Raw genomic sequence first — 12,315 nt, 5'->3', positions numbered from 1 at the left:
ATAAATTTGATGAGGATATGCTAAGGTCAATTTTTCTTTTTCTTACCATTTCATTAACAGCACTGGGGCAAGACCCTGATACCTTATTATTCAGTTTACTCAAGCTGGAAAACGATACCGAAAAAGTTAACCAACTCTATAAACAAGGATTTTCGTTGCGTAATACCAATCCGCAACTCGCCTATTTGTATGCGAAACACTCCGAAAAGGAAGCCTTAGAATGTGGCTCACAAAAACATTTAGCTAAAAGTTATAATTTATTAGGAATCTTGTATTACAAAAAAGGCCAATATAAAACGTCGGTTAATTATCATCGCCATGCCTTGCAATTAAGAACGGATATAAACGATTTACTTGGAATTGCTCAAAGCCAGCAGAATTTAGGTAATGTGTATTCGGAGATAAAAATGATGAATAGAGCAGAGAAGGCTTATCTCGGCGCCATGAATGCTTATTATAAAATTGGATTAACTGAAAAAGCGCAAGAGTGTTTAAACAATATGGGCGTTATCCGACATGCCTTAAAAGAATACGATGCCGCCATTGAAAATTACAAAATGGCACTTACCATGTGTAATAAAAACGACTATGATGCCCAGGCAAGGTATATGAGCAACATGGGCGAAGCTTACCTTGGTAAACACGATACCCTCAAAGCCATTGCATTAAATACCGACGCGCTTAAACTTCGTAGGATGTGTGAAAATGACATGGAGGCCGGTGATAATTACGTAAATCTCGCAGGAATATTTACTGTAACCAAGGAATTTGACAAGGCCAAACGCTATTTACAAATTGCCGACAGCATTGCTAATCTTTATGATTACTTTGATTTGAAACTTAACGTGTATAAAATTTCTGCTTTTTATCATCAAGCCGCTGGTAATGCCAAAGAAGGATTTGAATTACTGGAAAACTATTATCACAAACGCGACAGTTTATTAGCCGCGCAACAAATGGCTACCTTACAATATGATTTTGAAGAGAATTTTTCGGAACCTATTAAAGTTAAAGCTTCTTTAAAAGATATTTCCAATAAATGGATGGCGATACTTTTAGTATTAATCCTTACCTTCATATCCTACTCTCTTTTTAAGAACAAACGATGAGCAAGAAAGATAAAAACCGCGTTAATGTTGTTTACTCCACCAACCCGAATTTTAATTACGAATCGGAGAGTAATGAACAGCATGAAACGTTGCCACCTGCGCAACAAAACTTAAAAGTATACCTCGACAGATTGGGTGGGGGAAAATTATTAAGCCGTGTATCAGGATTTGTGGGCACCGAAAATGATTTAAATGACCTGGCAAAACTCTTAAAACAAAAATGTGGTGTTGGCGGGAATTCAAAAGACGGTGAAATTCTCATACAAGGAGATAACAGAGATAAAATAATTACTCTCTTAACTAAAGAAGGATATAAAATAAAAAAAGCCGGAGGATAACCTTCGGCTTTTTGTTTAATTAATTTATCACACTACTTAGTCTAGTGAAATCTTTTTCACTTGCGTATGCTTTCCTTGAAGAATCTTTACAAAGTAAATACCCTTAGCATTACTGCTTATGTCGATTGGTTTATTATACTCCCCTTGAAAATTTGGTAATCTCTCGTTATAAACTTGTTTACCTTGCATGTCATAAACTGTAATTTCCGCATCGCCTTTGTTCTTAAGTGTGAAGTTTAGATTGAACTTTCCGTTGTTTGGATTGGGATACAACTTCATTTCTTCCATTTCAAGTTTTTTATCTGAACTACTTCCTAATCGCTTTAACTCTTCATCACTGGCATCAGTTATATCGAGCTTTACCATTACGATCTTTGTATAATGCTTTTCAGATTTCTTATCGTTGCCTGATTCCGAATCATGAATTACCATCACTTTTTTCATTTCCTTTCCATTCGCATCAACACCTGCTTCCTTAAGTGCCTTCTCAATCTCAGCGTTAATTTCACTTTCGGTCAACATCTTTGTTTCAGGACCTACTTCATCAATTGTTACAATTTTCATCACCTTTCCGTTTTCTGAGCTTACTTCGTTTATTTTGATGTTTCCATCCTTATCGCTCCATTTAAACTCTTCAGGATTACTGGTGGTAAAAGTAGTGTCAGTCACTTTTTCTACCCCATTAATGTTTTCAACCCTTTTAATTCGAATTGTTGCTTCCTTCTTTTCCGTTTGCGCATTAAGTGCCACACCTGTTAGCATCAATAATGCTGTTACCACTGATTTTTTCATAATTATATTTTTTAATTGATTATCATGAAGCAAAACTACCGCTACCATAAAGGCTGATCCGTTAAGGCGCGGTTAAACAGTGTTAAAGAAAGGTTAAAGTTGGCTGGAATGTGTTAAAGCCTCCCTAAATTTACCCATCGTATGTCGGCACCGAAAAGATATATACCAATTTTAATAGCAATTGCCATGTTTGGTTTAATTGCTTTACAGGCTATTTGGCTTTTTAATGTGTATCAATTCAAATCACAAGAATTAACCGACAAAACACGAGATGCTATTTTACAAACAATAAAACGATTGCAAAAAGAGGAAGACTCCAAATTAATTTTACAAAATATTGATTCGCTTCTGGTAACAGATAATATAATTGGCTCCGATACGAAGTCGGATATGCGGGTGATTGTTTCCAACATTAAAAACAAAATAAAAATTGACACACTTAAATGGGAAGGTCATTCAGGAATCGACAAAAAAATAAAATTTGTATCGGATAGTATACAATCAACTACTATAATTAAAACCGGTAAGGGCGATACAAAAAAAGTCATCATCCATTCCGAATCAATCAGTTTCAATCACACTAAAAATAAGGCTAAAGAACTCGAAACACTTTTTCTTAAAATGGCTTTACGAAGCAGTGATCAATCGCGCACTGTGCAAGAACGGATTAACTTCAAACAAGTAAAACAATTTGTTAGCGAGGAATTATTAAAACGCGGCATTCATCTTCAACCAAGTATATACATTTCATCGCGACTTACTGATACAAGCAAAGTAAAATTATTCTTCTCTAATCATAGCACTGAAAAACAAAACTTTTACAATAAGAGCTTTGTGAGTTTGCCTTTATACCCCTACGAGCCGGAAAGTAAAAATATTGTTTTGGAAGTTGGATTTACATCCACCATAAGCTTTGTTATTAAACAAATGGCAGGTTTATTGGTACTCTCTTTATTTATTACACTTTTAATCGCCTATGTGATGATTTACACATTCAGACGAATGCTTAGTCAGGAAAAATTGAATCAAATCAAGAATGATTTTGTGAATAACATGACGCATGAATTAAAAACACCCATTGCTACCATGTCACTTGCGTTGGATGCTATTAGCAATAAAGCCATAAAGAATGATGAGCAGAAATTCGAAAACTATACGCGTATATTAAAAGAAGAAAATAAAAAACTAAACAATCATGTAGAACAGGTGCTTCAGCTTGCACTATTAGAATCAGGAAAGCTGGCTCTAAACAAACTAAAGATTGATCTGAACCTTTTGATTAAAAAAAGTATTGAAACGCATCAATTACAAATTGAAGAGAAAAAAGCAAAAGTAATATATGAGGGTGAGGAGAATGTTATAGTTAATGCGGATGAATTTCACATGCAAAATCTGTTTAATAACATTATTGACAATGCTTTGAAATATTCAGCCAACGAGTGTATCGTGCAAATTAAACTTCAAAAGCGAGATAATTTAGTAATCATTTCAATTACCGATAATGGCCCCGGAATAGAGACGCATTTACATGAAAAGATATTTGAAAAATTCTTCCGTGTGCAAGGCGGCAATTTACATGATGTAAAAGGTTTTGGCATTGGCTTAAGTTATGTAAAGTCGGTCATTGAAGCGCATAACGGAAGTATTACATTAAAAAGCGATATTGGAAAAGGTTCTGAATTTATAATTAACTTTCCTTTACATGGGGTATAAGCTATTATTAATAGAAGACGAGAAAAATTTCGGCATGGTGCTTAAGGACTATTTAAGCATGAATGGATATAGTGTAACGCTTTGTGAAAATGGAGAGTTAGGAGTCGAAGAGTTTAAGAAAAACAATTTTGATTTATGCATCGTTGATATCATGATGCCTAAGAAAGACGGATTTACAGTAGCGGGGGAAATGCGTTTAATAAATAAACATACGCCTTTTATTTTTCTGACTGCACGTGGTATGCGAGATGATATAATTAAAGGATACCGACTTGGAGCCTATGATTATATTACAAAACCATTCGACTCTGAAGTACTTTTATATAAACTCCAGGTTATCTTAAATAAGGCACAAAAGGAAAATGCCATTCAAAACGAATATAAAATAGGTAAGTACACTTTTCAGGTAAAAATGCGCATTCTTAAAAACGGAACGGATACAGACATCAAATTATCACCAAAAGAAGCGGCGTTACTTCAATTACTTTGTCAGCACCAGAACGATGTTTTACCCCGCGAGAAAGCATTGAAACAAATCTGGAAAGATGATAATTATTTTACTGCCCGAAGTATGGATGTATATATAGTTAAATTACGCAAACATCTGTCATCCGACCCATCCATTGAAATAAATAACCTCCACGGAAATGGCTACACTTTACTCAGCCGATAAAATTTTACTTACATTTTATTTCCATTCACTAAACAGATACCGCATTTTACCCAATTTAAACCCTTTTTAGGGGTTTCCCGACCGTTAGACGTTCACTCATTTCCATCGAATTCTTGCTCATTTACAAATTTGGGCTCGAATATTACTTTTAATATTGCGTCAGATATCAGATAAACAAAATTTATGAAACGCATTAGTATTTTAATCCTCAGCATCCTTTTCTTAGGTTTTTATTCAAACAAAACTGTAGCCTGTCACGGCTTACCTTTAGTAAATTACAGCTTTAACGTTGGTGCCACCGGCGTAACCGTTAACGGTAGTTCAAATGCTGCAACTTGTGGTTGCGGACCTTATTGGATGCAAGTTGAAGTTTCGTGTTCGCCGGCATTTGTTGGTAACATGCCTACTTGTTTAACTGCCACTTTAATAAATTGGAATGTGGCAAACGGAACAACTTATACAAGTTATCCTTATTACCAATCCTTACTTAATATTCCGGCTTATACCGGTCCGGCTTGGATGGATAATTGTGTTGTTGAACCTTATCATAGTGTTTTTATTCCGTTCAATCAATTTTGTCCGGGCTCTACCATGTTTTTCAGGGCACGTGAAGTTATTGCAGGAGGTGGGCCTTCTTTCGGACCATGGACAGCAGTTAGTCAGTTTGTAGTGCCAGGAACATTATTAACTCCAACATGTACACCAAACTTAACACACACTCCTCCTACTACACCTGGATCACCGGCATGCGTGGGAACACCGTTTGTATTAAATATTAATAATTTGAATTGCTTAACTACTTGTGGTGGAACTTTAGCACCTTCATGTGTGCCAACAACAACTGTATTTTATAAATGGCGTTCTAACCCTGCTAACCCTTCTACACCAACCATTACAAGCTTACCAACTTTAAACGTTCCGATTGTAAATACTACAACAACATTTTCAGTTTGGGCAATCGATTCATGTAGTGTACCGGGCGGTGCTTGCGCAAAGAAAAGTTTATGCGTTAACACGAATACAGTATGGCCTTTAACAACTACTATTTACATTAACAATGTAACTGTTATGGCATCCTTTCCTGCTCCACCGAATCAATGTTTGAATGGTAATAATTTTTCTTTTAATGCTGTAACATCACCTGGCACCAATTACAATTGGAATTTTGGAGATGGAAATTTAGGGGCAGGAGCTTCCGTAAATCATTCTTATGCGGCACCGGGTACATACACAGTTTCACTTACTGCTTCTAATCCTGCAGCATGTGCACCAAATACAGCCACACAAGTTGTAACAGTTTATCCAATGCCGGTAATTACCGCTGGTAACAGTGGTCCTGTTTGTGCAGGATTACCTCTTAACTTAACTTCAAACGGTGCGGTTAATTACAGCTGGAGCGGTCCGGGTGGGTTTAACTCTGCATTACAAAATCCAAGCATTGCTTCACCTGCTATCAATCAATCCGGAATTTATACTGTAACAGGAACAGATGCTAACGGTTGTGTAGGCACGGCAACTACCAATGTGGTAATTAATCCGGGTGCTCCATTAAATATCAGCAACACTGGACCTGTTTGTAGCGGAAACAACATTAGCATGACAGTTAGCGGATCGAACACTTATACTTGGAGTGGTCCAGGAAGTTTCTCTTCCAATCAAAGTACTGTTACATTTAACAACGCAGCAGCAAGTGTAAGCGGAATTTATACGGTTACTGCGACTAGTGCAGGTGGATGTATTAGTACAGCTACTACACAATTAGTAGTTAATCCTACTCCAACTGTTACTATTACTAATAGCGGTCCGGTATGTAATGGTAATACAATTAACTTATCAGCCAATGGCGGCGGTACCTACCAATGGAGTGGTCCTGGTGGATTTACTTCTACTCAAGCTAACATCACCATAAACAATGCAACTTCAAATAATGCAGGCGTATACACAGTAACCGTTACCAGCACAGAAGGATGTACAAGTGTAGCATCTACAACTGTGGTTGTATATCAAAAACCAAGTTGCAGTGTAACAGCAAGCTCACCGGTTTGCGTTGGTGATGAATTAAAATTTACAACAACAGAAAATTTAGCGAATACTTATAGTTGGTCAGGGCCAAACGGATTTGTTTCTAATCAGAAAAATCCGAAAATTCCTGAATCAACTTTAAACAACAATGGTACTTATGTTTTAACTGTTACTTCCGAGAAAGGTTGTACGGCCACTGCTAGTGTGAATGTAATTGTTAATCCATTACCTGATGTAAATATCACTGCAAAAAACACCAGCGGATGTGCTCCTCTATGTAATGTAGGATTTACTGCAACTTCATCTTCTAACATTACTAAATACGAATGGACTTTAGGAAACGGCACCACTTCATCTAACAGTAATATCGATGATGTTTGTTTCTACCAAAGCGGACCATACTCACCTGCTGTAACGGTTGTAGATAATAACGGTTGTAGAAACACAATGGCAACTAACGTACAGGTATTCCCTAAGCCGGTTGCTGATTATAAATACAGTCCGAACCCAATCAATATTTTGAATCCATTGGTAAACTTCACCGACATATCTTTCGGTGGCGATATCAATACTTGGTTCTGGGCAATTAATCCGGGTAATTATGGAACATTTGCACAGCAAAATCCTTCAGTAACTTTTCAGGATACCGGTGTATACGCAGTACATTTAGTAGTAACGAATACGAATGGCTGTAAGGACACTGTATCAAAAGCGATTTATGTGTATGAAGACTTTATGTTCTATGTTCCAAATGCGTTTACTCCAAATGGCGATGGACAAAATGATGAGTTTAAACCAATCATCACCAATGTAAGCAACTACCACATGATTATTTTTGATCGTTGGGGTAAAGAAGTATTTTCAACAAAGGATCCAAACAAAGGTTGGGATGGAGTTGTAAAGAGTAAGATTAATAATAACGCTCCAACTAAACAAGAAGTGTATATCTGGCGAATAGAATTTAGCAGTAAAGGCAAAGGCGCGGTTCATACCGGACATGTCACACTGATTAAATAGTAAAACAGCAACGAGAAAAAAGGCGGTCATGTACCGCCTTTTTTTTTTGAATATACCCACCGGCGGGTATTCACTGATTTTTTAAAGCCGCTTATTTTTGTAAAAAGATTTTTATGAAAAAAGTGAGCCTCATCATTTTTTTGGCAGCAGGAATGGCTTTTACTTCTTGCCAAAAAGAATACGTTTGCGTTTGCACGCATACCGACTCCGGAGAAAAATCGTACGGAGATAAAATGAAAACCGGACCGTTTACCAAAGCGGCTACAGAGCAAGGCTGTGAGAACAACGATGAACTATCGGGCGGCGGATTAAAAGATTGTCATTTAGAAGACGCTTAGGAATTTTTTTGTTCCTCACGCTTCTTAAGTTTTTCGTATTCGCGTTCAACCGCACCTACTTTATCTCCCCGAAGATAGGTACCGGCAAAATGCCAAAATAATCCAAAGCCCCAACCAAGCGTTGGAAAAATTGGCCAAGGTAATCCATTGTGTGTAGTATGCCTATCACCAATGAACCACATTCCCCAAAAAAATATATTTACTAAAATGTAGGTGATTAAATGATTTTTAAAACCTACGCGCTTTTTTGCTTCTTTCCAAAGCAACTTATCTTTTTCTGTTTCCATTATTTATTTTGATTTAGTTAAATACTGCTTAATGTTTTTTACATATTCATCAAAAGCGTGAATACCTGCTGATGTAATTCTGCAGTTTGTTTGCGGATAATTGTCTTTAAACTTTTTCTCCACTTCAATGTACCCCGCTTCCTTCAACTTTTGAATTTGCACGCTTAAATTTCCGGCACTAGAGTTTGTTTGCTCTTTCAAATAGGTGAATTCAGCTTCCTTCACAGAAACTAACAAAGAAACAATTGCCAATCGTAATTGAGAATGCAATATGGGATCCAGATCTTTAAACATTCTCTGATTTAAATTTTAATCTAAGTAAATGACCAGGAATAACGTAACTGCTGATAATTGCAACAGCAATTACTAATAACAAATCGGTTTCGTTGCAGAATACAGAAACAACGGCACAGGCAAATGAAAACAGACTCCCAATTTTCAATGGTTTAAAATCTAGTATCCCGCCGGAAACGAATGTAGCTATACCGTAAAGTAACATAAGGAAAAAGTAGGTTGATTTAACGCCGTGTAATCCGATAAAAATAATTGTAAGGAATAAAGCAATGCCGAAAGCAATCCATAAAGCACTAAGGTAGGCATCAACATATGTTTTAACTTTTACTTTTTTGCTCTGGCGAATTCCATACACAGCAGAAAATACTCCTCCTAAAGGCATGAAAGTAACCCAAACATATTGACCCCACTCTATTTGTAACTTAATGCAAACAAAATGAATTAAAGCTGATGCAGCCACAAGCCATCCCCAAAAAATTAAAAGGAAGCCATCATCCGCCAATTTATTTTTAGCCTTATTAATCATGTTATCAATAAGCGCAAGACTTTGTTCCGGAGTTAAATTATTTTCCATTATTTGATGTATTTAATTTGACTTCACAAACATAAAGTAGTTTATATTATAAACCAAATATATTTAATAAATAATTATTAATCAATTAGTTAAAAACAATTTATGTTGCTATTTCGCCAGTTTTGATTTACAATAAGCAAGATCTGCTTTCGCCATCGTTTCTCCCCAATCAGGCTCCGTATCATCTAACGGTTTAAAAGATTTGAATTTTTCCAATGATTTCTCATAGAATTTTAAAGCGAACTTTGGTCCGCCCCCCAATTTCGGCGGCGCATTCATCACTGTCTTAGCTTTAATTAAATAAGCGCGCGGATTATTCGAATTTAATGCAATGGCTCGCTCGGCATGTTTGTTTGCTAATGCTCCGAATTTAGTTTGACGTGTAGAAGGATCAACACCTATTTTTATTCCCGCACTCATTGATAATAGCACATGTATTTCCGAATTGTTCGGACTTAACGAGTCTAACTTTTTTAAATATAAATCGGCGCGACGACAATAATCATCTACTTCGGTCGTGCCACTCTTAATAGCCATTAATAAATTGGCTAAAGATGCATAATACAAAGATTGTTTCAGTTTTTTCTCCTCCTTCACCATGCCGGTTAATCCCTGCTCAATACGTTGAAGCGAACTCATACTTTGTACGGTATCAAGTTCCTTTATCCATCTTTTAAACTGCTTATCGCTTTGGGAAAAAGTAAGTAGTGCTGATAGAGAAAAAACAAATATGAATATGCGTTTTATCATGGATAAATGCTATACAAACATAAAATAGTTTAAGAGAAAAACCAGCGTCAATTTGTATCTGTTTGGTTTACAGAATGCAATTTTAGTTATGATAAAAATCCCAAACCAATTGCGCTTTTGCGGGTCCAATTACCTTTGCTAATTCCTCGAGAGAGGTTTCTTTTATTTGCTTTACCGATTTAAATTCGTTCAGTAATTTGAGCGCCGTCACTTCACTGATACCCTTTATTAAACTCAATTCGGTTTTAATAGTTTCGCGACTGCGTTTGCTGCGATGGTGTGTTATTCCGAAACGGTGCGCCTCATCACGTATATGTTGTATAACCCGTAATGTTTCACTTCGTTTATCTAAATACAAGGGAATAGAATCTCCCGGGAAATAAATTTCTTCCAAACGTTTCGCAATTCCTATTACGGGAATTTTACCATACAAACCCAGCTTTTGTAAACTATTGACTGCCGCGCCTAATTGTCCTTTGCCTCCATCAATCACAATTAACTGAGGTAAAGGCAATCCTTCTTCCAATACGCGGGAGTAACGGCGGTAAATAACTTCTTCCATCGTTGCGAAATCATCAGGACCTTCCACCGTTTTTACATTAAAATGGCGATACTCTTTTTTTGCCGGCTTACCGTCGATAAACACAGGCATTGCACTTACGGCAAAATTTCCTTGGATGTTAGAGTTATCGAATCCTTCAATACGTCGCGGCTCCTCCTTCAAGTGCAAATCCTTCATCATTTGTTGCATGATGCGCGTGGTGTGCCGCTCCGGATCAGTTAAAGCAATTTGCTTCTCACGCTCGCGTTTATGCGATAAGGCATTTTTTAAACATAAATCAAGTAAATGTTTTTTATCGCCAATTTTAGGAACATAATATTTTGTATCCGGAAATTTAAACTCCGGTTCTTCCGCTACAATAATTTCTTTACTCTTGGAATTGAAACGCTGACGAATTTCGTTGATAGCGAACACTAACATTTCTTCCGGCGTTTCATCCAACTGCTTTTTCAATTCCAATATCTGCGCCTGCACAATGGCGCCGTTGTAAATTTTGAAATAACTAACGTAGGAAATACTTTCTTCGTGAATAGCCGCGAACACATCAGTGTCTGTTACGCTAGGATGAACAATGGTTGATTTCCCTTGGTATTTTTCCAGCAAATCTATCTTCTGTTTCAGCTCCTCCGCCTTTTCAAATTCCAAATTATCAGAGAACGTTTGCATCTCCGCTTTTAAATCCTTCAAAGCAAAAGCAAAATCGCCTTTAATAATTTTGCGGATTTGCTTCATGTTATTATCATACTCCTCAAAACTTTGTTTCCCCTCACACGGACCTTTGCATTTCCCGATATGGTAATCCAAACACACTCTGAATTTTTTCTTGGCAATGTTTTGCTCCGATAAATCATAACTGCAAGTACGCAATGGAAACAATTGCTTAATTAAATCCAACAGAGCATGCATCACCAAAACGGAAGGATATGGACCGAAATACTCTGAGCCGTCTTTAATTTGTTTGCGCGTGTAAAATATACGAGGGAATCTCTCATTCTTAATGATAATCCATGGATACGTTTTATCGTCGCGCAGATTAACATTATAACGCGGCTTTAAATTCTTAATTAAATTATTTTCCAGCAACAATGCATCCAGCTCCGTGTTTACTTTCACGGTTTTGATGTCGCTGATTTTTTTTACCAATAAACGTAAACGCGCGTTATCATGCTCTTTGGTAAAATAAGAACTCACCCGTTTTTTTAAACTCTTGGCTTTCCCCACATACAATAAAGTATTCTCCTTATCGTAATACTGATACACACCCGGTGTTTCGGGTAAGGATTTAATGATGGATTGGATATGTTCAGAAAAATCTTCTATCACTTCACTAATTTAAAACAAAAAAGGCAAAAACATTTGTTCTTGCCTTAATACACTTCATTATGTGTTCCAATATCGATGAAAACCGCATGAGTTTTATCTGAAAAATAAAAAATAACGCGCACATCATACTCTATAGAAAAACTCCACAAGTCCTTTAACTTTCCGGATAACTTATGCGTTTTAAGTCTAACGTCAGAAGGGTCCTCCATAAATACTTCCAATCGTGACCAAAACTTTTTCTCTAATGCTTTGTTTCGTGAAATCCGTTTGAAAGCTTTCTTAAATGAAGAACTAAATGCAACTTCAATCATAATTAAAGTAACTTTTTCAAACTATTGATGTTTGATGAGGATTTCAATTTTCCCTTTTTATACTCTTCTTTACTTTCTTCAAAATGGGATTGAATTTCATCCCTGCGCGCTTCAATTAAATATTTTTCCAGCAAAGCTTGTAACTCTTCCTTCTCACTCAAGGATAGTTTCTTAATATCCTCAACTATTTGACTAAATCCTCTCATATATCA

14 protein-coding genes are annotated in these 12,315 nt (G+C 36.5%); 6 read left to right on the top strand and 8 right to left on the bottom strand.

The window, feature by feature from the left end; all coding sequences use genetic code 11:
* Positions 1-17 precede the first annotated feature (17 nt).
* Both J0L69_04030 and J0L69_04025 read left to right on the top strand, forming a co-directional pair.
* On the top strand, positions 18-1,109 hold the full coding sequence (locus J0L69_04030; GenBank protein MBN8692339.1) for a tetratricopeptide repeat protein: 1,092 nt from the start codon (positions 18-20) through the stop codon (positions 1,107-1,109).
* Positions 1,106-1,447, top strand: a complete 342-nt coding sequence (locus J0L69_04025; protein ID MBN8692338.1) for a translation initiation factor — start codon at positions 1,106-1,108, stop codon at positions 1,445-1,447. The genes J0L69_04030 and J0L69_04025 overlap by 4 nt, the downstream gene beginning before the upstream one ends.
* Positions 1,448-1,483: 36 nt before the next feature.
* Here the strand turns inward: J0L69_04025 and J0L69_04020 are convergent, their stop codons facing one another.
* Positions 1,484-2,239 carry a T9SS type A sorting domain-containing protein gene (locus tag J0L69_04020; protein MBN8692337.1) on the bottom strand — a complete coding sequence of 252 codons (756 nt, stop codon included), beginning with the start codon at positions 2,237-2,239 and terminating at the stop codon, positions 1,484-1,486.
* A gap of 141 nt (positions 2,240-2,380) precedes the next feature.
* Here J0L69_04020 and J0L69_04015 point away from each other — a divergent pair, with 141 nt between their 5' ends.
* The 4 genes from J0L69_04015 (at position 2,381) to J0L69_04000 (ending at position 8,002) form a co-directional block, all read left to right on the top strand.
* Entirely contained in the window at positions 2,381-3,952 is a 1,572-nt protein-coding gene (locus J0L69_04015; protein ID MBN8692336.1) for a HAMP domain-containing histidine kinase, read from the top strand.
* Positions 3,942-4,625, top strand: coding sequence for a response regulator transcription factor (locus J0L69_04010; protein MBN8692335.1), 684 nt, complete (start codon positions 3,942-3,944; stop codon positions 4,623-4,625). Before J0L69_04015 ends, J0L69_04010 begins: the two co-directional genes overlap by 11 nt.
* A gap of 183 nt (positions 4,626-4,808) precedes the next feature.
* Positions 4,809-7,664 carry a gliding motility-associated C-terminal domain-containing protein gene (locus tag J0L69_04005; GenBank protein MBN8692334.1) on the top strand — a complete coding sequence of 952 codons (2,856 nt, stop codon included), beginning with the start codon at positions 4,809-4,811 and terminating at the stop codon, positions 7,662-7,664.
* Between the two features lie 113 nt (positions 7,665-7,777).
* On the top strand, positions 7,778-8,002 hold the full coding sequence (locus J0L69_04000) for a hypothetical protein (GenBank protein ID MBN8692333.1): 225 nt from the start codon (positions 7,778-7,780) through the stop codon (positions 8,000-8,002).
* Here the strand turns inward: J0L69_04000 and J0L69_03995 are convergent.
* The 7 genes from J0L69_03995 to J0L69_03965 all read right to left on the bottom strand — a co-directional run bounded on the left by J0L69_03995 (position 7,999) and on the right by J0L69_03965 (position 12,309).
* Positions 7,999-8,289, bottom strand: a complete 291-nt coding sequence (locus J0L69_03995; protein ID MBN8692332.1) for a 2TM domain-containing protein — start codon at positions 8,287-8,289, stop codon at positions 7,999-8,001. The two genes, J0L69_04000 and J0L69_03995, sit on opposite strands and share 4 nt — an antisense overlap.
* A 3-nt stretch (positions 8,290-8,292) precedes the next feature.
* Complete coding sequence (locus J0L69_03990; protein MBN8692331.1) at positions 8,293-8,583, bottom strand: transcriptional regulator; 291 nt, start codon at positions 8,581-8,583, stop codon at positions 8,293-8,295.
* A complete protein-coding gene (locus J0L69_03985; GenBank protein MBN8692330.1) occupies positions 8,576-9,157 on the bottom strand; it encodes a hypothetical protein in 582 nt (193 codons plus the stop codon). The genes J0L69_03990 and J0L69_03985 overlap by 8 nt, the downstream gene beginning before the upstream one ends.
* A 108-nt stretch (positions 9,158-9,265) precedes the next feature.
* Positions 9,266-9,907: a hypothetical protein gene (locus tag J0L69_03980; protein MBN8692329.1), complete on the bottom strand. Its 642-nt coding sequence runs from the start codon at positions 9,905-9,907 to the stop codon at positions 9,266-9,268.
* Positions 9,908-9,989: 82 nt separating this feature from the next.
* Positions 9,990-11,789: an excinuclease ABC subunit C gene (locus J0L69_03975; GenBank protein ID MBN8692328.1), complete on the bottom strand. Its 1,800-nt coding sequence runs from the start codon at positions 11,787-11,789 to the stop codon at positions 9,990-9,992.
* Positions 11,790-11,836: 47 nt separating this feature from the next.
* The gene (locus J0L69_03970) at positions 11,837-12,100 is read right to left on the bottom strand and encodes a type II toxin-antitoxin system mRNA interferase toxin, RelE/StbE family (protein ID MBN8692327.1); all 264 of its coding nucleotides are present in this window, start codon (positions 12,098-12,100) and stop codon (positions 11,837-11,839) included.
* Between the two features lie 5 nt (positions 12,101-12,105).
* Entirely contained in the window at positions 12,106-12,309 is a 204-nt protein-coding gene (locus J0L69_03965) for a hypothetical protein (GenBank protein MBN8692326.1), read from the bottom strand.
* Positions 12,310-12,315 lie beyond the last annotated feature (6 nt).

The organism is Bacteroidota bacterium (assembly GCA_017303905.1).
Lineage (GTDB): Bacteria > Bacteroidota > Bacteroidia > B-17B0 > Aurantibacillaceae > JAHEYG01.
This window is presented reverse-complemented; position numbering and strand designations above follow the sequence as displayed.

Bases quoted from the DNA above. Each gene is read 5' to 3' on its own strand.
- J0L69_04010 (MBN8692335.1), top strand. From the start codon at position 3,942: ATGGGGTATAAGCTATTATTAATAGAAGACGAGAAAAATTTCGGCATG.
- J0L69_03965 (MBN8692326.1), bottom strand. From the start codon at position 12,309: ATGAGAGGATTTAGTCAAATAGTTGAGGATATTAAGAAACTATCCTTG.
- J0L69_03985 (MBN8692330.1), bottom strand. From the start codon at position 9,157: ATGGAAAATAATTTAACTCCGGAACAAAGTCTTGCGCTTATTGATAAC.
- J0L69_04025 (MBN8692338.1), top strand. From the start codon at position 1,106: ATGAGCAAGAAAGATAAAAACCGCGTTAATGTTGTTTACTCCACCAAC.
- J0L69_04030 (MBN8692339.1), top strand. From the start codon at position 18: ATGCTAAGGTCAATTTTTCTTTTTCTTACCATTTCATTAACAGCACTG.
- J0L69_04020 (MBN8692337.1), bottom strand. From the start codon at position 2,239: ATGAAAAAATCAGTGGTAACAGCATTATTGATGCTAACAGGTGTGGCA.
- J0L69_03980 (MBN8692329.1), bottom strand. From the start codon at position 9,907: ATGATAAAACGCATATTCATATTTGTTTTTTCTCTATCAGCACTACTT.
- J0L69_04015 (MBN8692336.1), top strand. From the start codon at position 2,381: ATGTCGGCACCGAAAAGATATATACCAATTTTAATAGCAATTGCCATG.
- J0L69_04000 (MBN8692333.1), top strand. From the start codon at position 7,778: ATGAAAAAAGTGAGCCTCATCATTTTTTTGGCAGCAGGAATGGCTTTT.
- J0L69_03995 (MBN8692332.1), bottom strand. From the start codon at position 8,289: ATGGAAACAGAAAAAGATAAGTTGCTTTGGAAAGAAGCAAAAAAGCGC.
- J0L69_03990 (MBN8692331.1), bottom strand. From the start codon at position 8,583: ATGTTTAAAGATCTGGATCCCATATTGCATTCTCAATTACGATTGGCA.
- J0L69_04005 (MBN8692334.1), top strand. From the start codon at position 4,809: ATGAAACGCATTAGTATTTTAATCCTCAGCATCCTTTTCTTAGGTTTT.